At 69.0% G+C, this 21,859-nt stretch carries 17 protein-coding genes; 8 read left to right on the top strand and 9 right to left on the bottom strand.

The features are described from left to right. The gene (queC, locus tag ENSA5_RS16425; RefSeq protein ID WP_106392610.1) at nucleotides 1-735 is read left to right on the top strand and encodes a 7-cyano-7-deazaguanine synthase QueC; all 735 of its coding nucleotides are present in this window, start codon (nucleotides 1-3) and stop codon (nucleotides 733-735) included. Here the strand turns inward: queC and orn are convergent. The 3 genes from orn to ENSA5_RS16410 are packed head-to-tail and all read right to left on the bottom strand — an operon-like array spanning nucleotide 719 to nucleotide 3,128. Then, complete coding sequence (orn, locus tag ENSA5_RS16420) at nucleotides 719-1,288, bottom strand: oligoribonuclease (protein ID WP_106392609.1); 570 nt, start codon at nucleotides 1,286-1,288, stop codon at nucleotides 719-721. The two genes, queC and orn, sit on opposite strands and share 17 nt — an antisense overlap. A 33-nt stretch (nucleotides 1,289-1,321) precedes the next feature. Beyond that, on the bottom strand, nucleotides 1,322-2,125 hold the full coding sequence (locus ENSA5_RS16415; RefSeq protein ID WP_106392608.1) for a crotonase/enoyl-CoA hydratase family protein: 804 nt from the start codon (nucleotides 2,123-2,125) through the stop codon (nucleotides 1,322-1,324). 28 nt (nucleotides 2,126-2,153) lie between these two features. After that, on the bottom strand, nucleotides 2,154-3,128 hold the full coding sequence (locus tag ENSA5_RS16410) for an Rpn family recombination-promoting nuclease/putative transposase (protein WP_106392607.1): 975 nt from the start codon (nucleotides 3,126-3,128) through the stop codon (nucleotides 2,154-2,156). Between the two features lie 357 nt (nucleotides 3,129-3,485). On the opposite strand from ENSA5_RS16410, the gene ENSA5_RS16405 reads away from it, so the two are divergent. Further along, on the top strand, nucleotides 3,486-5,636 hold the full coding sequence (locus ENSA5_RS16405; RefSeq protein ID WP_181197818.1) for a DUF3604 domain-containing protein: 2,151 nt from the start codon (nucleotides 3,486-3,488) through the stop codon (nucleotides 5,634-5,636). 212 nt (nucleotides 5,637-5,848) lie between these two features. Here the strand turns inward: ENSA5_RS16405 and ENSA5_RS16400 are convergent, their stop codons facing one another. Next, on the bottom strand, nucleotides 5,849-7,522 hold the full coding sequence (locus ENSA5_RS16400; RefSeq protein WP_106392605.1) for an FG-GAP-like repeat-containing protein: 1,674 nt from the start codon (nucleotides 7,520-7,522) through the stop codon (nucleotides 5,849-5,851). Between the two features lie 149 nt (nucleotides 7,523-7,671). Between ENSA5_RS16400 and ENSA5_RS16395 the strand changes: the two genes are divergently transcribed. The 3 genes from ENSA5_RS16395 to ENSA5_RS16385 all read left to right on the top strand — a co-directional run bounded on the left by ENSA5_RS16395 (nucleotide 7,672) and on the right by ENSA5_RS16385 (nucleotide 12,033). Further along, nucleotides 7,672-9,423 (top strand): AAA family ATPase, encoded by a 1,752-nt coding sequence (locus ENSA5_RS16395; protein WP_106392604.1) that lies wholly within the window; start codon nucleotides 7,672-7,674, stop codon nucleotides 9,421-9,423. Between the two features lie 8 nt (nucleotides 9,424-9,431). Further along, the gene (locus ENSA5_RS16390) at nucleotides 9,432-9,686 is read left to right on the top strand and encodes a hypothetical protein (RefSeq protein WP_106392603.1); all 255 of its coding nucleotides are present in this window, start codon (nucleotides 9,432-9,434) and stop codon (nucleotides 9,684-9,686) included. 121 nt (nucleotides 9,687-9,807) lie between these two features. Further along, a complete protein-coding gene (locus ENSA5_RS16385; protein ID WP_106392672.1) occupies nucleotides 9,808-12,033 on the top strand; it encodes an NADP-dependent isocitrate dehydrogenase in 2,226 nt (741 codons plus the stop codon). A 433-nt stretch (nucleotides 12,034-12,466) separates the two neighbouring features. Here the strand turns inward: ENSA5_RS16385 and ENSA5_RS16380 are convergent, their stop codons facing one another. Then, nucleotides 12,467-13,606, bottom strand: coding sequence for an HNH endonuclease (locus tag ENSA5_RS16380; RefSeq protein WP_106392602.1), 1,140 nt, complete (start codon nucleotides 13,604-13,606; stop codon nucleotides 12,467-12,469). Between the two features lie 104 nt (nucleotides 13,607-13,710). On the opposite strand from ENSA5_RS16380, the gene ENSA5_RS16375 reads away from it, so the two are divergent. Further along, nucleotides 13,711-14,556 (top strand): class I SAM-dependent methyltransferase, encoded by an 846-nt coding sequence (locus ENSA5_RS16375; RefSeq protein WP_146155767.1) that lies wholly within the window; start codon nucleotides 13,711-13,713, stop codon nucleotides 14,554-14,556. A gap of 22 nt (nucleotides 14,557-14,578) precedes the next feature. Here the strand turns inward: ENSA5_RS16375 and ENSA5_RS37750 are convergent, their stop codons facing one another. The 3 genes from ENSA5_RS37750 to ENSA5_RS16355 all read right to left on the bottom strand — a co-directional run bounded on the left by ENSA5_RS37750 (nucleotide 14,579) and on the right by ENSA5_RS16355 (nucleotide 18,622). Continuing rightward, nucleotides 14,579-16,285 carry an IgGFc-binding protein gene (locus ENSA5_RS37750; protein ID WP_106392601.1) on the bottom strand — a complete coding sequence of 569 codons (1,707 nt, stop codon included), beginning with the start codon at nucleotides 16,283-16,285 and terminating at the stop codon, nucleotides 14,579-14,581. A 31-nt stretch (nucleotides 16,286-16,316) separates the two neighbouring features. Next, nucleotides 16,317-17,096, bottom strand: a complete 780-nt coding sequence (locus tag ENSA5_RS16365) for a hypothetical protein (protein WP_181197817.1) — start codon at nucleotides 17,094-17,096, stop codon at nucleotides 16,317-16,319. 134 nt (nucleotides 17,097-17,230) lie between these two features. After that, the gene (locus tag ENSA5_RS16355; RefSeq protein ID WP_106392598.1) at nucleotides 17,231-18,622 is read right to left on the bottom strand and encodes an APC family permease; all 1,392 of its coding nucleotides are present in this window, start codon (nucleotides 18,620-18,622) and stop codon (nucleotides 17,231-17,233) included. Nucleotides 18,623-19,097: 475 nt separating this feature from the next. On the opposite strand from ENSA5_RS16355, the gene ENSA5_RS16350 reads away from it, so the two are divergent. Both ENSA5_RS16350 and ENSA5_RS16345 read left to right on the top strand, forming a co-directional pair. Continuing rightward, on the top strand, nucleotides 19,098-19,904 hold the full coding sequence (locus ENSA5_RS16350; protein WP_181197816.1) for a CmcI family methyltransferase: 807 nt from the start codon (nucleotides 19,098-19,100) through the stop codon (nucleotides 19,902-19,904). A 17-nt stretch (nucleotides 19,905-19,921) separates the two neighbouring features. After that, nucleotides 19,922-20,512, top strand: a complete 591-nt coding sequence (locus ENSA5_RS16345) for a methyltransferase domain-containing protein (protein ID WP_106392596.1) — start codon at nucleotides 19,922-19,924, stop codon at nucleotides 20,510-20,512. 203 nt (nucleotides 20,513-20,715) lie between these two features. On the opposite strand, the gene ENSA5_RS16340 is transcribed toward ENSA5_RS16345, so the two are convergent. Then, nucleotides 20,716-21,843 (bottom strand): Rpn family recombination-promoting nuclease/putative transposase, encoded by a 1,128-nt coding sequence (locus ENSA5_RS16340; RefSeq protein WP_106392595.1) that lies wholly within the window; start codon nucleotides 21,841-21,843, stop codon nucleotides 20,716-20,718. Nucleotides 21,844-21,859 lie beyond the last annotated feature (16 nt).

The following is a 21,859-nucleotide window of genomic DNA, read 5'->3' as shown; positions in this document are numbered from 1 at the left end:
ATGAGCGTACGTGAACCCAAGGACGCACCCGCGATCGTGCTGCTCAGCGGCGGGCTCGACTCGACCACGGTCCTGGCCATCGCCGCGCGCGAGGCCGGCCAGCGCGTGCACGCGCTGAGCTTCGCCTACGGTCAGCGCCACGCGATTGAGCTGCGCCAAGCTGCACGCCAGGCCGCGCGCTTCGGCGTCGTCGCCCACGAGGTCGTCGATCTCGGCCACCTCGGCAAGCTCGTCGCGAGCGCGAGCTCGCTGGTCGCGGCCAGCGAGCTCGACGTCCCGAGCGCGAGCGCCCGCGCCGGTCACGACGACATCCCCAGCACCTACGTGCCGGCCCGCAACACCGTGTTTCTCAGCTACGCGCTGGCCTGGGCCGAGGTCGTCGGTGCCCGCGACATCTGGCTCGGGGTCAACGCCGTCGACTACTCGGGCTACCCCGACTGCCGACCCGAGTTCATCGCCGCGTTCGAGACCACGGCGAACCTCGCGACCAAGCTCGGCGTCTCGGCGGGCGGGGCCGAGGGCATCCAGATCCACGCGCCGCTGATCGAGCTGCACAAGCACGAGATCATCGCGCGCGGGCTCGCGCTCGGGGTCGACTACGCCGAGACCGTCAGCTGTTACGACCCGGTCGAGCGCGAGGGCGTCGCCCTGGCTTGTGGTCGGTGTGAGAGCTGCACGCTGCGGCGGGCCGGCTTCGAGCAGGCCGGGGTCGCCGACCCTACTCGCTACGTGTAGGGGCCGCTGTCCCCGGCACGAAGATGTGCTCGCGGTAGTAGCGAAGCTCGGCCAGCGACTCGCGGATGTCGTCGAGGGCCCGGTGAGCCTCGGTCTTCGGCGACCCCGGCAGCTGGGGATACCAGCGATCGCACAGCTCCTTGATCGTGGTCACGTCGACGCTGCGGTAGTGGAGGAAGGCGTTGAGCGTGGGCATGTGCCGGACCAGGAAGCGGCGATCTTGGCCGATCGTGTTGCCACACAGCGGTGACAGACCGGGCGCGCAGTGGGCCTCGACGAACGCGAGGGTCTGGCGCTCGGCCTCGGCCACGGTGACCGTGGACTTACGGCAGGCCTCGGTCAGGCCGCTGGCGCCGTGGTGCTCGCGGCACCACTCGCCCATCGCGTCGAGGACCTCGTCGGGCTGATGGACGACGATGTCGGGCCCTTCTGCGATGATCTCGAGCTCGGCGTTGGTGATCAAGGTGGCGACCTCGAGCACGAGATCGGTGTCCGGGTCGAGCCCGGTCATCTCCATGTCGAGCCAGATCAGTGGGGGGTGTGCGTCGGCCATGGGCGAGGGATGGTACTACCCCCCACCCACGGATCACGTGGGGTCTTCGAACTTCGGCGCGCGCTTCATGAACCGGGCCTGGACGGCCTCGAGCTGGTTGCGAGAGCCGAGCAAGGGCATCTGGAGCTCGGTCTCGAGCCGCAGCGCGGCCTCCGTGCCTAGCTGGGGGGCGCGGTTCCACAGCTGCTTGGCGGCGCGGACGGCGTGGGGGGAGCGAGCGGCGATCTGCTCGGCGATCGCTCGCGCCGCGGCGAGCGGGTCTTCGCTCAGCCGGGTTGCGAGCCCGAGCTGCGCGGCTTCGCGCCCGTCGACGTCTCGGCCCGTGAAGGTCAGCTCCTTGGCGACGTCGAGTCGGACCAGCCGCGACAGGGTCTGGCTGATGCTCATGTCGGGGATCATCCCGTAGACGATCTCGCGCACGGCGAGCTTGGCGTCGGGGTGGACCACGCGAATGTCTGCGGCCAGCGCCAGCTGGAGGCCGCCGCCGACGCAGGCCCCGTGGACGGCGGCGATGACCGGGGCCGGGACCTCGGTCCAGACCCAGGCGAGGCGCTGGGCGAGGTTGCCGATGCGATCGTCTCGCCAATTCAACAGCTTGGTCTGGACGGCCTCACCGCCGGCCATGAACGCGAGGAAGTCGAGCCCGGCGCAAAACGAGGGGCCCTCGCCAGCGAGGATCACCGCGCGGACCGAAGGGTCCGCCCGGAGCTGCTCGCCGGTGTCGACGATCGCGTCGAACATCGCCGGATTGAGGCCGTTGTGCTTGTCGGGGCGGTTGAGGTGGACCTCGGCGACGCCGGCCTCGATCGTACAGGTGACCCGGTCTTGGGTGGACACCGCCGCATCCTACTACCTGTGGACACGCTCAGTCGTCGAGAACCTCTGCGACGGAGTCGGCGGTCAGGACCCGGGCGATGAGGCCCTCGAGGCGTTCGTAGTCGGTCTGCTGGATGCGCGCGAGGGGATCGCGCGGGAGGTCGCCGAATTTCAAGGTCAGCAGCTTGACGAGCAACTCGGCGCGCTCGGCTTGGCGACCCTCTTGGCGACCTTCTTGGCGACCCTCTTGGCGAAGTTGTTCAGCGATGGTCATGGCGATCTCTCGGACCTCGGGGAGCTGTGCATAAATTGTCTCATGAAAATCTTCGAAGCGCATGTCACCGGTGACCAGCGCGACGTAGCGCAGGACTTGCGCGACGGCCTCGGCGCCATTCGGTGCGCGGAGGACGTCGAGGAATAGGTCTCGCCAGCGGTCGAAGTCCCGACGCAGACGGTCGGGATCGCGGCCATCACGAAGGAAGACCAGGGCGAGCTTGGGGAACGCCTCGAGGGCCCAGTCGCGCATCGTGGCGTCGTCGAAGTGCGTGAGGTCGAGGACGAGCAGCGAGTAGTTCGGGACCAGCGCGGCGACCCCAGGGATCGACGCCGGGCGGGGTTCGAGGAGCTCGTGGATCGATCGCGCGGCTGTCCAGCCGCCAGGGGCGTGGCTGACCATCGCCGGGAGGATCAGCGGGAGCGCGAGGCCGTGGTCTTTATGGTGACGCTGCCAGATCCGCGTGAGGTACTCGTTCATGCGCAGGGGCATGTCAGAGGCGACGGTGCTCTGGTGCTCGAGGAGCAGGTACAGGAGCACCGTGCGCCCGGACAGCTGAACCGAGAACAGCAGGTCGCTGTGGCGGTTGGCGAGCTTGGGGTCGATGAAGGAGCCGGGCTCTCCGGTGATCGACGTCCAGTCGATCGCGGCGCTGGCCTCGGGCGGGATCATGGCCTGAAACAGAGTGCTGGCGTGGGCGGGGGACTCGAACGCGGCTTTGAACAGGGCATCGTGGGGGCGTGTGGTCATCGTGCGTTCCGTTGCAGAGCGCAGGTATCATTCATGGGATGAGTTGACCCGTGAACATGTTCGGGGTGGGCCCGGAACATGTTCACGAGCGTCGCCGCACTCGAGCTCCCGAACGCGGGACGAGAGCTCGGCCAAGGCCGCGCGCACGTCGGCGGGCGCGGCGCTGTGGTCGAAGCGCCGCGTGACCATGTCGGCCTTGTCGAGGGCATCGTTGAGGTTGGTGAGCGAGGAGCTGGCGACGAGTTGGTGACGCGGCGGCGGACCCCGCGGCCAGGTGTCGACAGACTGGCAGCGCGCTGGGGCGAGCAGGTCGCGGCGCTATTGACCGACCGCGAGCCTGGCGGCAACGATGGCCGCGTGACGGACCTCCTGACGCATCGCCTCGGCCACGTCTCGCTGTCTCCGACCGGCCCGGTCGTGGCCGGCGCCCTGGGCCAGTGGACCTTGACCTACACCGTCGGCAGCTACGGCATCGACGAGGGAGGGACGCTCAAGCTCGCCCGGCGCTTCGCCTCGGACTGGGCGCGGCCGCAGTTCGATGACCCGACGGCCGAGAGTTTCACGACCGTCACGACAACCGGCGAGGCCAAGCTGCGCCCACGCTACGACCCCAAGGCCCACGTCCGCCCGTGGATGAAGTGCCTGGTCATCGACGTCTACGACGGCAGCCTCGCGCCGGGCGACACGGTCACGATCACCCTCGGCGATCGCAGCCAGGGCTCGCCGGGGATCCGCGCGCAGTCGTTCATCGAGTCGGCCCACGAGCTGCGCTTCTTGGTCGATCCGACCAACGCCTGCCTCGTCGAGCGGCTGCCGAGCTCGCCCGTGATCTCGGTCGTGTCCGGTGAGCCGGAGGTGCTCGTGGTCCTCGTGCCGACCCAGGCGGTGGTCGGGCAGCCGGTCGAGGTCTTCGTCAAGGGCGAGGACCGCTGGGGCAACCCGACGCCCGCGCCCGACGACGCGGTCCTGAGCTGGGAGGGGCAAGGCGGCGCCGAGCTGCGCGGGCGCGAGCTTCGCTGCGAGGCCGCCGGAGCCGGGCGCGTGGTCGCAACCTGGAAGGGCCAGCGCTTCGTCAGCAACCCGATCACCGCGAGCGTCGAGGCGCGGCGCCACGGCCAGTTCTGGGCCGACCTCCACGCGCAGTCCGATGCGACCGTCGGGACCGGGACCGAGGTCGAGTACTTCGAGTTCGGCCGCCGCTGGGCCCACCTCGACGTGATGTCGCACCAGGGCAACGACTTTCAGATGAGCGACGAGGACTGGCGCCGGCTCAACGAGGTCGTGCGCCAATTCCACGAGGACGGCCGCTTCGTGGTCCTGCCCGGCTACGAGTGGTCGGCCAACACGCCCGCGGGCGGCGATCGCAACGTCATGTACCTCGAGGAGGACATGCCGATCCTGCGCTCGAGCCACTGGCAGATCCCCGACACCCCCGAGGACGAGCGGAGTCCGGCGCACCCGGCCGACGTGTTGTTCGCCAAGCTGCGCGAGCACGTCGACCTGAACAAGGTCGTGCTCGCGGCGCACTGCGGGGGGCGCTACGCGGACATCCGCGAGTATTTTGACGAGGAGCTCGGGCCGCTGGTCGAGGTCATGTCGTGCTGGGGCGTGTTCGAGTGGCTGCTGTGGGACGCGTTCGACAAGGGCTACAAGGTCGGGGTCGTCGCCAACAGCGACGGCCACAAGGGGCGGCCGGGCGCCGAGGGGCCCGGGGCCGGGCAGTTCGGGATCTTCGGCGGGCTGACCTGCATCTTGGCCGAGTCGCTCACGCGCGTGGCGGTGTTCGAGGCGCTCAAGCAGCGGCGCTGCTACGGCACCACGGGGCCGCGCATCGATCTCTCGTTTGAGGTCGAGGGCGCGCCGATGGGCTCGTGCCTGGTTGGTGAGTCGGGCACGGTGAAGGTCGCGGCGGCGGTCCGGGGCGTCGGGCCGATCGACGCGCTCGAGCTCCTGCGCGGGCGCGAGGTCATTTACAGCGCGCGCCCGCCCGCGTTCGACGACTGCGCGAGCTCGCGTCGGATCCGCCTGGTCTGGGGCGGGGCGAGGATCCGCGGGCGCGGCCGCCGGGCCCAGTGGGACGGGATCGTCGAGGTCGAGGGGGCCACGATCGAGCGCGCCGAGGTCTTCGCCTTCGACTCGCCGATGGACGGGATCCAGCGCCAGACCCCGACGACCGTCGAGCTGCGCTCGCGCACGACCGGCGACCGCGACGGCCTCGACCTGTGGCTCAGTCAGGCCGCGCGGGGCCGGGTGACCTTTCGCTCGGGTCTCGGCGAGGTCACCGTCGACCTCGCCACGCTCGACGCCGACGGCCACACCGTCGAGCTCGGCGGCCTGGATCTGCGCGCGAGCATCTCTCGCTACCCCGAGGCGCCGACTGACCTGGCGGTCGGGCTCGAGCGGGAGGTCGAGCTCGACCCCGAGGGCACGACGGCGCTGTTTGTACGGGCCACGCAGGTCGACGGGCACATCGCGTGGTCGAGCCCGATCTACATTGACGTGAGCTGATCGATCCCTGTGGACCCGAGTGATCCGTGCACGGGCTGCTGCTGCCGCCGCGATGGTTCGCGTGCCTCGGGGTGTTGCAGTGCTGCAAGTGCCGCGCTTGGAGTCACCCCCATCCTCAGCATGGTCTGCCCCAGGCGAACACGTGTAGTGGGGGGCGCCGCGTTTGCGGCGGGGGGCACAGCCGCGACGCCCTCCCTTTCGCGCAGCGGCGATCAGCCCTGCGGTGGCGGCTGGCAGACGCCGCCAGCTTCGATCTGCGCGTTGGTCCGAAAGGTGTTGAGCAGCTCCCAGTGGGGCTTCTCGAACTGCGGGATGGTCCCGTCTTCGCGGACGTTCGTCACGTGATAGGTGTGCTGATTCCAGATCCGCCGGGCCTGAATCCAGCGATCCTCGATGTCGCGCACGACCTGCACGGCGGGCGCGGTCTGGTTGTTGTCGAAGCTGGTGTTCGAGACCACGACGATCTCTGCCGAGCCGTCGTTGTCGACGTCGGCGACGACCGGGTACTCGACGATCGTCCCGCTGCTGCGCGGGACATCGAGCAGCGCCATACCCATGCCGTCGTAGACGTAGAGGTTGGTCTCGTCGGCGTACATGGCCTCGGCGATGCTGTCGCCGTCGAAGTCGAACGCGGTCCCGGCCGCGATCCCGGTGCTATCGAGCACGTCGGCCTGCCATAAGATCGAGGCGTCGGCCTCGTAGACGGCGTAGTGATTCTGGGACGAGACCGCGTACTCGGGCACGCCGTCGCCGTCGAAGTCGTGGATCGTCGCTGGCCGCCGCCACACGGTGCTGCTGGCCGGGTCGCCGGTCGGCCGAAGACCCTGGTACTTGATCGCGCCGTCGTGCTCGATGACCGACAGGCCTTGCGAGTTGGTCAGCAGGACCTCGGGCTCGCCGTCGCCGTCGAGATCGGCGACCTGCGGGTAGCCGTCGTCGAGGTTGGTGGTCCACAGCAGCACGCCATCGTGGTGGTAGGCGGCGTTGCCCATGACAATCTCGAGGTCGCCGTCGCCGTCGAGGTCGGCCGCGGTCGTGGCCGAATAGCTCGGATCGACGATCGGCATCGCGGCCTCGACGCTGCCGTCGACGTCGTGGAGCCGGTTGCCCGCGATGATCTCGGGCGTGCCGTCGTTGTCGACGTCGGCGAGGGCGAACGAGCCGTAGGTCGTGTTCCAGGTCTCGTCGCTCTGCCACTTGACGCTGCCGTCGTTCTCGAACGCGATCAGCTGGTGGGTGCCGGTCGCGGCGATGATCTCGGGCACGCCGTCGCCGTCGATGTCGCCGAGCGCGGGGGTCACGGTCGTGTCGATGGTCGCCGCGCTCTTCCAGACCACGGCCCCGGTCTCGCCGTCGAGCGCCCACAGGTGCCCGGTCCACTGGCTGTAGGTGGCGAACAGCCCGACGATGACCTCGGGCACATCGCACAGATCGATCGAGCCGTCGTTGTTGTCGTCGGTCAGGTTCGCGACCAGCACGGTCGCCATCGACTGAGTCTCGCCGTCTTGGCCCATGAACGCCCACTGGACGTCGGGCTCGAACGCGTCGGGCGGCGCGGTGTCCTCGCAGTTGCCGATCGCGTCCATGTCGTCGACGACCTCGCAGGTCGGGCCGGTCGGGGTGTCGTCGTTGTCGGGGATCTCGCGGAGGTCGAACTTCGGCCCCTCGGTGTCGCCGTCGCCCGGATCACCGTCGCCGTCGCCCGGATCACCGTCGCCGTCGCCGTCGTTGGTGTCGGCGGTACCGTCGGCGCTGCCGGTCCCGTCGCTCTCGATCCCCGTGGCCGCGCCCGACGTGGCCGCGGACGAGCGGTCGTCACCACAGGCCGCAATCATCGAGACCAGGACACAGGCGTAGCCGAGCTCACGCACTGGAAAGTTGCTCATGCTGGCACGCTAGCAGGCTGCTGAATAAACCACCACGATCCAGAGCACGACCCTGAGGTCTGGACTCTTCAGCAGCCTGCTAGCGCCCGGCGACCGGTGACCGCAAGCGTGTTGACCACGCGGCCCGCAGGTCCAGTACACTCGCGCGCATGTCCGCGGAGGCCCCGCTCCAATCCCCGACCCCGATCAACATCGCGCCGCTGCCCGGCGGCTACGATCGCCCCGGCGCCCGGCGCCTGCTGAGCGAGAGCAAGCTGCCCGCGGCGATCCACAGGGTCGTCAAGGCGCCCTTTGGTCACACGGTCCTCAGCCTCCAGACCCTCGACGCGATCGTCGAGGCCTTCGACGTCGCGCAGCAGGCCGGGCAAGCGATCCAGGGCGCGCTGATGGAGGACATCGCCCAGACCGGCTCGCTCGCGATCCCCGAGCCGACCCGTGACCAGCGCCTGTTCGTCGGCGCGTTCACGACCACCGTCTTGCTCGACAAGCTTCGCGCCGGGCTCGTGCCCCTGGCTCCGAGCCCGCGGATCGAGAGCGACCTCGAGGCCGACGGGCTCGAGGAGCTGCTCGAGGTCGAGGTCGGCGAGCTGCTCCCGCGCCTGGCCAAGATGGCGACCAACTACGTGCAGGTCCAGGCCAAGCAGCAGCCCGAGGCCGGCGATCCCAAGCTCGAGACCCGCGAGGGCTGGATCGTGACGACCTTGCTGGCCTTCGCGGCCCAGCTCCACGGCGCCGTCTCGCGCCTGACCCACCTCGGGCGTCTCCGGCCCTTCGGCGTCGCGCTGTCCAAGCGCAAGGTCACCGTCGGCGAGCTGCGCTACGAGGGCTTCCACTCGCGCAACGCGATGGAGCCGGTCACCGACCTGAGCCCGGTCCGCGTCGAGGACATCGTCGGCAACGAGGAGTACGTTCAGGCCGGGCTCAAGCTCGCCCGCGACGTCGCGGCCTTCGATCTGGAGGCCGGGACCAGCCCCAAGCGCATCAACCCGGTCCTGTTCGGGCTCGGCCGCCCGGGCTGCGGCAAGACCATCACCGCCCACGCGATCGGCAACTACTTCCTCGACTACTGCCGCGAGCGCGACATCCCGGCCCGCTTCAAGGTCATCCGTCGGACCGACTGGGCCAGCGCTTACCAAAACGCGAGCGCCAACCAGCTGGTCAAGATCTTCAAGGAGGAGATCTACGGCTTCGACGGCGTCGTCGGGGTCTACTGGCCCGACATCGACACCGCGTTCGCAAGCCGCGGCAGCGGCGACCTGCGCATGGAAGAGAAGAACAACCTCGGCGCGGTGTTCGGGATCTTCGACGGCACGCTGATCCCCAAGGACGGCAAGTGGTTCATGATCTGCGACGCCAACTACATGCAGATGGACGAGGCCACGCGCTCGCGCATCGCCCAAAACCCCTTCACCGTCCCGGGCCCGACGACCGCCGAGGAATTCGTCAAGCTCATGCGCGACATCCTCTTGCGTGACGTCCGGCGCTTCGTCCACCCCGAGGACGAGCGCTGGATCGAGGCCGGCCAGGCCTGCGTCGACAACAGCCTGTCCGGGCGCAACGTCGAGAGCATCACCAACAACATCCGCGCCCACGTCCAGGACTTCGAATACCCCGACGAGTACTTCACGGCCACGCTCGAGCGCCGCCGCGAGATCATCGATCAATGCAGCGGACGCGTGACAGTCGATGACGTGATTGGGCGGATCAGGCACTTCGCAGAGTTCCAGGTCGAGGCCGAAGACAAGGCCGCGCGCGACCGCTTCGAGCGCGAGGTCGCCGACATGGTCCGCCAGCTCAACGCCGGTCGCGAGGCGACCGAGCGGGCCCGGCAAGCGTTCGAGGCCGAGATCGAGGCCAAGGTCGGGGGCGCCGCCAGCCCGACCACGGCGCCCACCAACTGAGCCGATCGGTGGTCGTGCCTGGGCCCGAGCCCGAGCCCGAGGCGGGGGTCGTGACGGCGGCGCTGTCGGAGCTGCTGCCGGCGCTGGCGCAGGCGCTCGCGCCGAGCAGGGGCGCGGTCGTGGTCGCGATCACGCACGCGGCCAAGGTCGAGACGCGCGGGCACGGCTCGCTACGCTGGGCGGGAGCTGGCGAGCCGCTCGACCTTGGCGCGCTCGACATCCCGATCGAGAGCGATCGGGTCGACCGCGATCCCGTGGTCTGAGCGCGGTCTGGCGCCGTTTTGTGCCTCGTTCCACGGGAAGCGCGCGGGCTGTTCTGCGCTCCCTCGATCCGTGATAAACGGCCCCCAGTGGGCCGCACGGCCCGGAATGACGAGCGCGAAGATGAACGAGACCCCGACCATCATCTACACCCAGACCGACGAGGCACCGGCGCTGGCGACCCAGTCCTTTTTGCCGATCGTCCGCGCCTTCGCTGGCGCTGCAGGCGTCGGGGTCGAGACCCGCGACATCTCGCTCGCGGCCCGGATCCTCGCCGTGTTCCCCGACCGGCTCACGCCCGAGCAGCGCGTCCCCGACACCCTCGCGGAGCTCGGCGCGCTGGTCCGGGACCCGGCGGCCAACATCATCAAGCTGCCCAACATCAGCGCCTCGATCCCCCAGCTCAAGGCGGCGATCGCCGAGCTCCAGGCCAAGGGCTACGCGTTGCCCGACTATCCCGAGGAGCCGGCCAACGACGACGAGCGCGAGATCCAGTCCCGCTACGACAAGGTCAAGGGCAGCGCCGTCAACCCGGTCCTGCGCGAGGGCAACTCGGATCGCCGGGCGCCCGCGGCCGTCAAGGCCTACGCCCGCAACAACCCCCACTCGATGGGCGCGTGGTCGAGTGACTCCAAGACCCACGTCGCGACCATGACCAGCGGCGACTTCCGGGCCAACGAGAAATCCCTGACCGTGGCCGAGGCGACGAGCGTGCGGATCGAGCACGTCGCCGCCGACGGGACCACGACCTTGCTCAGGCCCGAGCTCGGGCTGCTCGCGGGCGAGATCTTCGACGCGACGGTCCTGAGCAAGAAGGCCCTGCTCGCGTTCCTGGCCACGCAGGTCGCCGACGCCAAGCGCTCGGGCGTGCTGTTCTCGCTCCACATGAAGGCCACGATGATGAAGGTCTCCGACCCGATCATCTTCGGTCACGCGGTCCGGGTGTTCTTCGCTGGCCTGTTCGAGAAGCACGGCGCGACCTTCGACGAGCTCGGGGTCGACGTGAACAACGGCTTCGGGGACCTGGTCGCCAAGATCGCCGAGCTGCCCGCGGACAAGCGCGCCGAGATCGAGGCCGACATCAAGACCGCGTTCGAGAACGGGCCCGACCTCGCGATGGTCAACTCGGACAAGGGCATCACCAACCTCCACGTGCCCAGCGACGTGATCGTCGACGCCTCGATGCCCGCGATGATCCGGACCTCGGGCAAGATGTGGAACGCGGCCGGCGAGACCCAGGACACCAAGGCCGTGATCCCCGACAGCTGCTACGCGGGCGTCTATCAGGCCGTGATCGACTTTTGTAAGGAGCACGGCGCCTTCGACCCCAGGACCATGGGCAGCGTGTCCAACGTCGGTCTCATGGCCCAAAAGGCCGAGGAGTACGGCTCGCACGACAAGACCTTCGAGATCGAGGCCGACGGCGTCGTCCGGGTCGTCGACGCGTCCGGGACCACGCTGCTCGAGCACACCGTCGAGGCCGGCGACATCTGGCGCGGGTGCCAGGCCAAGGACGCGCCCGTGCGCGACTGGGTCCAGCTCGCGGTCCGGCGGGCCCGGGCGACCGGGGTCCCCGCGGTGTTCTGGCTCGACGCCGAGCGGCCCCACGACGCTCAGCTGATCGCCAAGGTCGAGGCCGAGCTTGGGCGGCTCGAGACCGACGGGCTCGAGATCCTGATCAAGTCGCCGGTCGAGGCCACGCGCTACAGCCTCGCGCGGGTCAAGGACGGCAAGGACACGATCTCGGTCACGGGCAACGTGCTGCGCGACTACCTGACGGATCTGTTCCCGATCCTCGAGCTCGGAACCAGCGCGAAGATGCTCTCGATCGTCCCGCTGATGGCTGGCGGCGGCCTGTTCGAGACCGGCGCGGGGGGCTCGGCGCCCAAGCATGTCCAGCAGTTGGTGGCCGAGGGTCACCTGCGCTGGGACTCGCTCGGTGAGTTCCTCGCCCTCGCGGTCTCGCTCGAGCACCTCGGTGAGCGCTACGACCAGGCCAAGGCCAAGGTCTTGTCGGCGACCCTCGACGCCGCGACGACCAAGTACCTGCTCGAGAACAAGTCGCCCTCGCGCAAGGTCAACGAGATCGACAACCGCGGCGGGCACTTCTACGTCGCGCTGTACTGGGCCCAGGCGCTGGCGGCTCAGACCGACGAGCCCGAGCTCGCGGCGCGCTTCGCCAAGGTCGCCGAGGCCCTCGGGCGCGACGAGGCCAAGATCAACGACGAGCTGATCGCGGCCCAGGGGGCACCCGTCGACATCGGCGGCTACTACCTGCCCGACGCGGAGCTGGTCGCCAAGGCGATGCGGCCGAGCGAGACCCTCAACGTGATCATCGCGGGGGTCTAGGCCTGAATCGAGCGCTGCGCGCTCGCCTTGCGGCTCGTACTAGTCCTGAATCGAGCGCTGCGCGCTCGGCTCAGGCCTTCTCGTCTTCGAGGGGCCTTTCAAAAAGGCCCCTCGCTGCGGCGGCGAAGCCCCCTCCGCTCACCCCAAACGCTCGCCTTGTGGCTCGTACTAGGCCTGAATCGAGCGCTGCGCGCTCGACTCAGGCCTTCTCGTCTTCGAGGGGCCTTTCAAAAAGGCCCCTCGCTGCGGCGGCAAAGCCCCCTCCGCTCACCCCAAACGCTCGCCTTGCGGCTCGTACTCGTCCTCGAGGGGCCTTTCAAAAAGGCCCCTCGCTGCGGCGGCGAAGCCCCCTCCGCTCACCCTGAACGGGCCGTTTCCTGTATCGATGGGACTGCGCGGGAAAAAATCTGGGTGGTGCGGCGGGCATCGCTGCTCACAGCTGGCGCAGCACTCGGGTCAGGGCGCGTCGGGTCGGGGCGAGGCGCTCGGCGCCAGCGGGGATCCAGGTCTCGCGCGCGACCCACAGCGGCGTGGTCTGACCAAGGCCGTCGTAGCTGGCCCGGACGAGGGCGCCGATGCGTCCGGGTTCGGCGTACCAGTGTCGGCGCTCGGCGAGCTCGCGTAGATCGTCGCGCCGTCGATCGAGGCGGTCGATCCAGCGATCGAGGTGGTGCCTGGCGACGAGTAGATCGCTCTTGTCGCCGTTGCAGGCCGAGTGGGCGATGACGAGGTTGTCGATCGCGCTCGCGCCACAGCGGCTCCAGGCGAGGAAATGATCGACCTCGGACCGAGCCGTCAGCGCCTCGTCGCAGTAGAAGCAGCGCCGATCTTGCAATCGCGTGAGGCCCGGCCGGAGCTTGCCGAGCTGCTCGCGGCTGGGCGCGAACAGGAAGTCTTCGAGTTGGGCCTCCTTGCAGCGCGCGAGGTTGCGACGGGCGACGAAGCGAGTCCACTCGCGGCGCACGAGGGGCAGCAGCAGCGGGGCCAAGGTCGCGAGCTTGGCCCCGACGCCCTCGTGCAGGGTGATGCGATTGTCAAACTCGCGCAGCTCGTCGTCGCCGTCGGCGAGCGCGCGCTGATAGGCGGTGATCGGCCGCTTGGGCGGCTCTTCGGGCCACGACAGCGAGTCGTAGAGCAGGTCGAGGGGCTGCTTGCCGAGGCGCTGGAGCCGAGGGATCGGGTTGCGGATCAGCAGCCACTCGAGCCGATCGAGCAGCCGCTCGTAGCCGGAGCGATCGCGCCGCGCCGCCAGCTGCGGCGAGCTCGCGCCGCCGTCGAGGCTCGCGCGAAACTCGGCGATGTGGTCGACGATCGACTTGCCGCGGCCCCCGAGCTGACGCAGGTGCTCGCCGCCGTGAAAGGCGCGCGCCTGCGGCCAGTAGAGCTCGAGCACCCGGGTCGCGAGCTGGCGCGTGGTGAGCTCGCCCTTGCCCGCGCGGCCGTGGCCTTCGACGGCGAGCTCGGTCAGCGCGATCAACAGCGCGTACTTGTAGCTCGTGGTCGTGTCGGCCCGGTGGACGAGCTCGAGCAGCTGCGTAGCGAAGGCGATCGTGTCGTCGGACTGGGCGGCCATCGGCGTGGCCCGATCATGCCACCGAAGCGAGCTTGGAGCTCTTCGAGCTCGAAGCTCAGGCTGAGGGCCTCGGTCCTGCCCGGGCCTGGTAGCGTGGGCCTCGAATGATCTCCACGCGCCCTCCTTACGCCGCTGCGTGCGCCGTCCTCCTGCTCGCGCTCGCGAGCTGCAAAGCTGCCGTGTCGAACGAGACCGAGACCGCGCTCGTCGAGACGCCGGACGCTGCCGCCCCTGAGCCCGCCGCAGCCGGGCCTGACGACGAGCTCGACCCCGCGGCGATCGTCGCCGCCTCCGACCGTGACCCGGACGACCGGGAGTCGGACGCGCAGCGCAAGCCGGTCGAGCTGCTGAGCTTCATGCGGCTCGAGCGAGGCATGAAGGTGGCCGACCTCGGCGCGGGCTTTGGCTACACGACGGAGCTCCTCGCTCGCGCCGTCGGACCCGAGGGGGTGGTCTACAGCCACAACACGGCCTTCGTGCTCGATCGCTTCGCCCGCGAGGGCTGGACCGAGCGCCTGGCCAAGCCTGTCAACGCCAACGTGGTCGGGCTCGTGCGCGATTTCGACGATCCCTTTCCGGCTGACATCGAGCCCCTCGACCGGGTCGTGAACGTGCTCTTTTATCACGACTTCGAGTGGCAGGGGGTCGACCGCGCCGCTCACAACGCGGACGTGTTCGCGGCCCTGCGATCCGGTGGGACCTACGTCATCGTCGACGCCTCCGCTCTCGCGGGTCACGGCGCGGCGGACTCCGAGAGCCTCCATCGGATCGAGGAGGCCTTGGTCATCGCCGAGCTCGAGGCCGTGGGTTTCGTGCTGTCCGAGCAGGCCGACTTTTTGCGCAACCCCGGGGACACGCGGGATTGGAACGCGCTGCCTTGGCGCTCGCCCGAGCGCGCCGAAGCGGGTGAATACAGCGACAAGTTCGTGCTGAAATTCACCAAGCCCTGATCGGGACCCCCGAGGCGGCGTCCTAATCGAGGCGCATCCCGACGACGTAGGCGTAGCCCGACGAGTTGTCGGTCGGCCCGATGTGCTGGGAGTAGCCGTACTGCGCCAGGCCAAAGGGTTGGTCGCTCGCGACCACGTGCGCGCCCTCGCTGACCTCGACGTTCGCAACCTCCCAGGCGCCGATCGCCTCCCACCCGGCGACCGGGCTGCCGTCGATCGTGACCTCGGCCCCGCCGACGGCGCGGATCGCCTGGGCGAAGTGCTGCTCGTAGCCCGAGCCGGTCTCGAACACATAGCGATCGAGGAAGCGATCGGTCGGGATGGCCTGGACCATCGCCGGCGAGCCCATGTCGTTGGCGCTGTCGTGGTGGCCGCTGATGTACTGGACGGGCAAGATTGGCCCGTCGGCGCTGAACACCAGGTTGGCCCCGGTCGGCGCCGCCAGGTCGACCCAGTCGCCGACGGCGGCCAGCACTGCAGGCGTGCCGGGCTGCGGCGGGTTGGTCGATACGGTCAGGTTGTCGGCTCCGGCGTAGACCCGCCAGTAGTGGGTCTCGGCGCCGCGCACGGGCGAGTGCGCGCCGACGTACAGCGTGCCCCACAGCTGCGGCGGTACGGCCTGCTCGATCGCAAAGTCCGACCCGAAGTTGCAGGTCTCGTCGATGATCGTGTCACAGCCCTCGACCATCGAGCCGCCGCACCACGGCAGGCGAAGGCCCCGGACCGCGGACATGACCCAGATCGGCTTGTCGGCGAAGACCCGGGTGCCCGAGAGATCCTGCTCGCACTTGGGCCGGCCCGTCGCGGCCGAGGTCTCGACCCGGAGGTTGTCGTAGCGGTCGAGGACCATCACCCCGGAGCCGCCCGCGTCCACGAAGGGCACGGGCATGTCGTCGCCCGCGGTCTCGACTCGCGGCTCCCAGGTCACCGTCGTGTCGTCTTCGAGAGCGATGACCACGAAGTAGTTGGGCTCGACCCACGCGCCATGGCTCAGGATCACGTAGTCCTGGCCGAGGCTGCGCTCGGGCAGGAGCAGCGTCGACTCGTTGCTGTTGACGGCGCCATAGGGCGCGTGGAGGTGGGCGACGACGGGCGAGTCGCTGACCACGTGGTACATGGCGCCCGAGCGCAGCAGCGAGATCTCGGGCGGGTACTCGTGATCGGTCAAGCCCGGGGCGAGCTCGAAGACCTTGGACTCACCGGGCGCGAGGGTGGCGTTGCCGTCGAGGATCTCGGTCGTGAGCCCGTAGCTGATCCAAAACAGCTGGACCGTCGCGCTGCGCTTGAGGTCGGGGTTGGTGACGACGATCGCGTCGCGCGGGGGCTCGGCCATCGGCGGGAGCGAGCCCTGATAGAGCCCTGTCGTGTAGAACGAGCAGCCGGCCGCACCCCAGGCCTGATCGCAGACCCCGACGCAAGCCGCGACGCAGCTGCCGTCCTCGCAGTCCACGCAGGCCTCGTCTTCGGCGCACGCTGTGGGCTCCCAGGCGTCGCCGTCGTCGGAGCAGGTCTCGACCGCGCCCTCGTCGACGCAGCGGACCTCGCCCGGCTCGCACAGCTGCGAGGTCCCGCTCTCGCTCTCGCTCGACTCGGTCTGGCCACCGCTCTCGGCCTCGGCCTCGGCCTCGGCTTGGGCTGGGGTGCCTGAACACCCGGCGAGGCCGAGCGCACACACGAGCGCCGCGGGCGTGGCGAAGCGGATCAGTCGCAGGTCGGCGGGAAGGTCCATGCGGCGGATTGTAGCCGCTGGCTTCGAGGGCTCAGCAGCCGCCGACGTGACAGCCCGCGCAGGTCGTCAGGTATTCGCCGTAGAGCGCCGTTCGATCGCTGGGGGCGGCGGCGAGGGCCTTGGCGCCAATTTCATAGATCTTCTCGCGCAGCGCGAGGGTGTCGGCGTCGAGGATCTCGGCGTCGGGGATCGGGCAGGGCTCGGGCGGCGCGACCGAGACCGCGCCCGCGCCCAACTTCCAGCGCTCGTCGGACCCGCTGATCATCGCCTCGCGCATGCGCGACGCCGCCCACTGGTGACGGAGCATGCGCTTGGCCGTGTCGTCACCCTCGGGCACGGGCGGAGGGTCGGGCAGGGTCGGGCCCTTGCCGATCGACTGGTGACAGGCGCCGCAGGTCTCGACGACCCGAGCCGCGGCCGGGCCGGCTTCGGCGAGGGTCTGGGCCTTCGCGGCCTGTGCCGCCGCGGCCTGCATCCGCTCGAGCTGAGGCTGCCACGCCTCGGGCATCTCTTGCTTGGGCAGCTCGTTGACCAGCCACTCGGCGTGGAGAGCGACGGCCTCGAGGTCACCGTCAATGACCGCCTGCTCGAGCTGCGCGGCGTGGGCGAAGTGAGCGTTCATGGTCGGGGCCAAGGGGGTTCGGGGCTCGCGCTGAGGCGGCGTCGTACGGGCGCTCGGCGGCAAGGCCTCGGCCGTGGGCTGGGCCGTGGGCTTGGCCTCGGCCTCGGTCTTGGCCTCGGCCTCGGCCTTGGGCTTGGCTTGGGGCTCGGCCTGGTCTCGCTGGCAAGCGAGGCCGAGGACCAGGAACATCGCGCAGATTGCAGGGAGCCTGTGCACGCCCGGACACTGCCATCGCGCCCCCAAATCGGCCAATTTTGGGAGGCGCGATCGGGCTCGTGAGCGCGGGTGTCTCGGGTCTCGAGCTCGGGCCGCAGAACCTGCCGTCAGTCGTCGCTCGACTCGACGCCGCGCTTCTTGACGAACAGACGCCAGAAGAGCAACGCGCCCCCGAACCACGCGACCGTGACCAGGACCGAGGGATCGCGGTCGATGACCACGAGCACGAACACGACCAGACTCGACAGCGCGTAGCCGATCGCGGGCAGCGGGTGAAAGGTCGTCTTGTAGGGCCGCGGCGCGTCGGGCATCTTGCGCCGCAGCACGATCACGCTGAGGACCGTGAGCGTGCCCGTGATCAGCATCGCGCTCGAGGTGTAGTCGATCAGCTGGTCGAGGTTGAAGGGGCTGGCGATCAGGGCCAGCGCGATCAGGGCCTGGAGCCACAGCGCGATGTGAGGCGTGCCATGGCGTGGGTGCAGGGTCCCGGCCGACTTCACGCAGTCGCCGCGCTTGGACATGGCGTAGGCGATGCGCGAGCCGATCAAGACGGTGCCGTTGAGCGAGCCGATCATCGCCAGCAAGATCAGCAGCGCCATCGCGGTCACGGCCGCGGGCCCGAACAGCTCGACCGCGGCGGCGGTCCCGGCCTCACCGACCTCGGGTAGGGCTGCGAACCCGAACACGGCCAGGAACCCGAGGCACAGCAGCACGTAGAGCGCGGTGACCAGCGCGGTCCCGCCGACGAGCGCCCGCGGGAGGTTGCGGCCCGGCTTGTCGATCTCGCCCGCGACGTAGAGCGCCGCGTTCCAGCCCGAGTACGCGAAGTAGACCTTGAGGTAGGCGTGACCGAGGGTCGAGAGCCCGCCGCCGCCGTCGCCCTTGGGCGTGGCCGTGGTCCCCTCGCGCAGAGCCTCGCTCGCGCCGCTGTCGCCGAGCACGTAGACGCTGACCAGCAGCAGCACGAGGATCGGCACGACCGTGACCGTGACCTGGACCCACCCGGCGATGCGGACCCCGAAGTGGTTGATCAAGGTCAGGCCCAGGATCAGCGCCGCGGCTGTCAGCCGGGGCGCGGGGATCGTCAGGCCCAGGACCGCCAGGTCGCCGCCAGCCCAGTCGCCGAGCAGCACCGGGAGCTGAAAATTGGAAGTGGCCACGGCCACGCTCGCGAGCGAGCCCGGGAAGATGACCAGGAGCTGCAGCCACCCGGCCGCGAACGCGATCCCGTGGCCCCAGCCGATGTGGAGGAACTCGTAGTCGCCCCCCGAGCGCGGTCGCATGGCGCCGAGCTCGGCCAGGCACAAGGCCCCGAACAGCGCCGCGAGGCCGCCGACGATCCACATGGCCAGGAACGACCAGGGCCCGCCGACATTGGCCGCGACCTGGCCGGGCATGATGAAGATTCCGATGCCCAGCATCGACCCGGCGACGAGCGCGACCGCTGGCAACGCGGTGAGTTTGCGCTGTTGGCGCGAGTCCTTGGGGGCGTCGGTCATCTCGAGGTCGGGGGGACGCTAGCCCAGATCACCGCGGGTGTCTCATCGGGTTCAGAGCCGCCCTACGAGGCCCGAGTCTTGGAGACGGTAAAGACCTTGGGGCCGAGCGGAGCGAGGTTGTCGGGCCCTAAAGACAGTCGGGCTCAGATGAAGGGCTCGTGGTTTCATCATACTCTCGCCACTGCCCGACATCACAGCATTGCTGAGAGTCGCCCAAGCACGCGTCCCAAGGGCACGACTCCCTCACTCCCGACGCGCAGCCGCTGCTCGACCCTACGCGGGAAGTGAGTCGCCGCTTCGCTCGGTAGCTTGGAGGCAGTGGACGGCGTGTTCCCCGCTCGGGCCCCGTGATAGGGTCCGGCAAATGAGCGAGACCGTGACTGTTCGTTGGACTACCCTCGCCCTCGGTGGGGCCGTGCTCGTGGGGGCGGTCGCCGTCGGTGTGCTGCTTGGCCGTACCTCCACTCCAGCTCCCGTGGCTCAGCCCCAAGCCGTCGCCCAGGCCGATGGAGGCCAGGACGCGGACGCGAAGGCCAAGCCCCCGAGGAAGGGCAAGAACTCCAAGGACGCCAAGGACGCCAAGGACAACAAGAAGGGGAAGGGGAAGGGCAAGGGCAAGCTCAAGCGTCACCGCTACGCCAAGGGCGCGGAGTACGAGGTCGAGAAGTCGATCGACCAATTCGGCGAGATCGACCAGATGACGCTCAAGCTGCGCAAGAAGCAGCCGATCCGCTTCCTCGGCCTGCCGATGCGGCAGATCCCGACCGACAACTGGTTGATGAGCGAGCTGATCTTCCAGATCAAGCCCGACTACATCGTCGAGGCCGGCACGCTCTACGGTGGCAGCGCGGTCTACTACTCGGGCATGCTCGAGTTCGTGAATCCCGACGGCAAGGTCCTGACCGTCGACATCAACGAAGACCAGATCCACGACGAGGCCCGCAACCATCCGCTGTGGGCCAAGCGGGTCCAGTTCTACAAGGGCAGCTCGATCGCGCCCGAGGTCCACGAGCAACTCAAGGCCGAGATCGGCGAGGACAAGAAGGTCTTCATCACCCTCGACACCCTCCACGCGCCCAAGCACGTGGCCGCGGAGCTCGAGCTCTATTCGCAGTACGTCAGCAGCGGCAGCTACATGATCCTGCAGGACACCTACTACGAGGGCCTGGCCGAGGTCCTCGACGAGTTCCTCGAGAAGCACCCCGACTGGCGCCGCGACACCAAACTCGACGAGCGCTTCATCTTCACCAAGTACCGCGGCGGCTTCTTGCAGAAAAAGTAGCGCTACACTCTCGGGCGATGGCCGACGACGCGAGCTCCTGGGACGCGAGGTACGCCGAAGGCAGCGACGAGTGGACGCTCGAGCGCCCACCTGCGGTGCTCGAGCAGCTGATCGCCGGATACAGCGAACGCCAGCGCGTGCTCGTGCCTGGCGCCGGGCACGGTCACGATGCGTTCGCGTGGGCCCGCAGTGGGCACGAGGTCGTGGCGCTCGACTTCGCGCCGCTGGCGGTCGAGTCGATGCGCGCGCGCTCGCGCGAGCTCGGCGTCGAGCTCGAGGCGCTCGAGGCCGACGTGACCGCGCCGCCAGCGTCGCTGCGGGGGCGGGTGGATCTGGTCTGGGAGCAGACCTGCCTGTGCGCGCTGCGGCCCGAGGATCGCCGGCCCTACCTCGAGGCCATGGCCACGCTGTTGCGTCCGCAGGGCTCGATGGTCGCGCTGCTGTGGAATCACGGCAACGAGGGGGGCCCGCCCTTTGACATGACGCCCGTGTTGGTCGAGCGGCTGGTCGCGGGGGTGTTCTCCATTCGCAAGCGCGAGCGCGTCGAGGACTCGCAGTCGACTCGGTCGAGCCAGTATCTTTGGTGGTTGGACCCGATCCGGCTGTGAGCCCCGCGACACGCTGATCTGGTCAGTCCCGCTCCATGGGCTCCGTGGGCTTGCAAGGCACGTGACCCTTGCAGCCATGACCGACGAGGAAGCCGAGCCGCCGATCAAGAAGGGCAAGGTCGCCCAGCCGGACTGACAAACTGTTTCCTGCGTCCATCGCACGCGCAACGCGCGGAGCGCGTCTAGCAGCCCGGGCTGCTAGTCTAGTGCCTCGCCGCGAACACGGCCTCCGGACTCTCGGCGGTCAAGATCCGCTCGATATAGCCCGTGAGCTGGGCCTCGCTCGCGGCCTTGATCCGGGCAGAGTCAGCATCCGACAGGGCGCCGAACTTCAGCATCATCAGCTTCTCGATGACTTCGGCGCGGCCTTGTTCGCGGCCTTGTTCGCGGCCTTGCTCGCGGCCTTGTTCGCGGCCTTGTTCACGGCCTTCTTTTCGCAGCTGTTCGGCGATCGTCATGGCAAGCTCCTCGACCTCGGGGATCTGCTGGCGGATTTTTGCACGAAACTGATCGAAGTGCAGCTCGCCAGCGACTAGCGCGATGTAGCGCAGCAATTGCGCCACGGCATCCATGCCATTCGGCGTTTGCAGCGCTTCTTGGAAAGCGTCGGCCCAGACCTCGAGGTCTTGCATCAACTCGCGTGGGTCTCGGGCGTCGCGGAGGAGACATAGGGCCAGCTTGGGAAAGGCCGCGAGGGTTCGCTGGCGTAGATCCTCGTTCGTGAGGTCGGCGAGGTCCTCGATGAGAATGGAGAAGCTGGGCACCAACTCGGCCACGCCGGGGATCGAGCTCGGCGACGGCTCGAAGAGCGCGTGGAAGGTGCGTGGCGCCGTCCAACCTCCGGGCGCGTGGCTGAGGACCATCGGGAGAATCAGCACGAAGGGCCCCTCTTGGTCTTTGCGGTGTCGCTTCCAGATACGGACGAGATAGACCAGCATCCGCCAGGGCATGCCGTAGTCGTTGGTGCTTTGATGCTCGAGCAGGAGGTAGAGGAGGGCGCGCGCGTTGGCTTCGTCGCCCGCGAATTGCTCTGACGAGCCGCCAACAGGGGCGATCCTGGCCGAGAACAGCAGGTCGGTGTGGCCGTCAGCGAGGTCGGGATCGATGAAGGAGCCCGGTTCGCTCGTGAGCGTGTCCCAGGCGATCGCGGCCGTGACGGCTGTCGGTAGGCGGCTCTGGAACAGTCCGGCTGCGTGCTTCGGGTGTTCGAAGGCGGCCTTGAACAGCGCGTCGTGAGGCTTGGTGGTCATGGGAGCGACTTTGATGGGGAGCTTGGGCTCCTCCGAGAGATAGTCGCTTTTGCTTGGTGAGTTGATCCCGGCCAGCCTCACTGTTGCGGGCTGCTAG

Origin of the sequence: Enhygromyxa salina (assembly GCF_002994615.1) — a bacterium.
Taxonomy (GTDB): Bacteria; Myxococcota_A; Polyangia; order Nannocystales; family Nannocystaceae; genus Plesiocystis; species Plesiocystis salina_A.
Note: the sequence above shows the minus strand (reverse complement) of the source record. Positions and strands in the feature narration are given on the sequence as shown.

Excerpts from the sequence above, each read along its gene's own strand:
- queC (WP_106392610.1), top strand. The coding sequence starts at position 1 with ATGAGCGTACGTGAACCCAAGGACGCACCCGCGATCGTGCTGCTCAGC.
- orn (WP_106392609.1), bottom strand. The coding sequence starts at position 1,288 with ATGGCCGACGCACACCCCCCACTGATCTGGCTCGACATGGAGATGACC.
- ENSA5_RS16410 (WP_106392607.1), bottom strand. The coding sequence starts at position 3,128 with ATGACCACACGCCCCCACGATGCCCTGTTCAAAGCCGCGTTCGAGTCC.
- ENSA5_RS16400 (WP_106392605.1), bottom strand. The coding sequence starts at position 7,522 with ATGAGCAACTTTCCAGTGCGTGAGCTCGGCTACGCCTGTGTCCTGGTC.
- ENSA5_RS16395 (WP_106392604.1), top strand. The coding sequence starts at position 7,672 with ATGTCCGCGGAGGCCCCGCTCCAATCCCCGACCCCGATCAACATCGCG.
- ENSA5_RS16385 (WP_106392672.1), top strand. The coding sequence starts at position 9,808 with ATGAACGAGACCCCGACCATCATCTACACCCAGACCGACGAGGCACCG.
- ENSA5_RS16380 (WP_106392602.1), bottom strand. The coding sequence starts at position 13,606 with ATGGCCGCCCAGTCCGACGACACGATCGCCTTCGCTACGCAGCTGCTC.
- ENSA5_RS16375 (WP_146155767.1), top strand. The coding sequence starts at position 13,711 with ATGATCTCCACGCGCCCTCCTTACGCCGCTGCGTGCGCCGTCCTCCTG.
- ENSA5_RS37750 (WP_106392601.1), bottom strand. The coding sequence starts at position 16,285 with ATGGACCTTCCCGCCGACCTGCGACTGATCCGCTTCGCCACGCCCGCG.
- ENSA5_RS16365 (WP_181197817.1), bottom strand. The coding sequence starts at position 17,096 with ATGTTCCTGGTCCTCGGCCTCGCTTGCCAGCGAGACCAGGCCGAGCCC.
- ENSA5_RS16355 (WP_106392598.1), bottom strand. The coding sequence starts at position 18,622 with ATGACCGACGCCCCCAAGGACTCGCGCCAACAGCGCAAACTCACCGCG.
- ENSA5_RS16345 (WP_106392596.1), top strand. The coding sequence starts at position 19,922 with ATGGCCGACGACGCGAGCTCCTGGGACGCGAGGTACGCCGAAGGCAGC.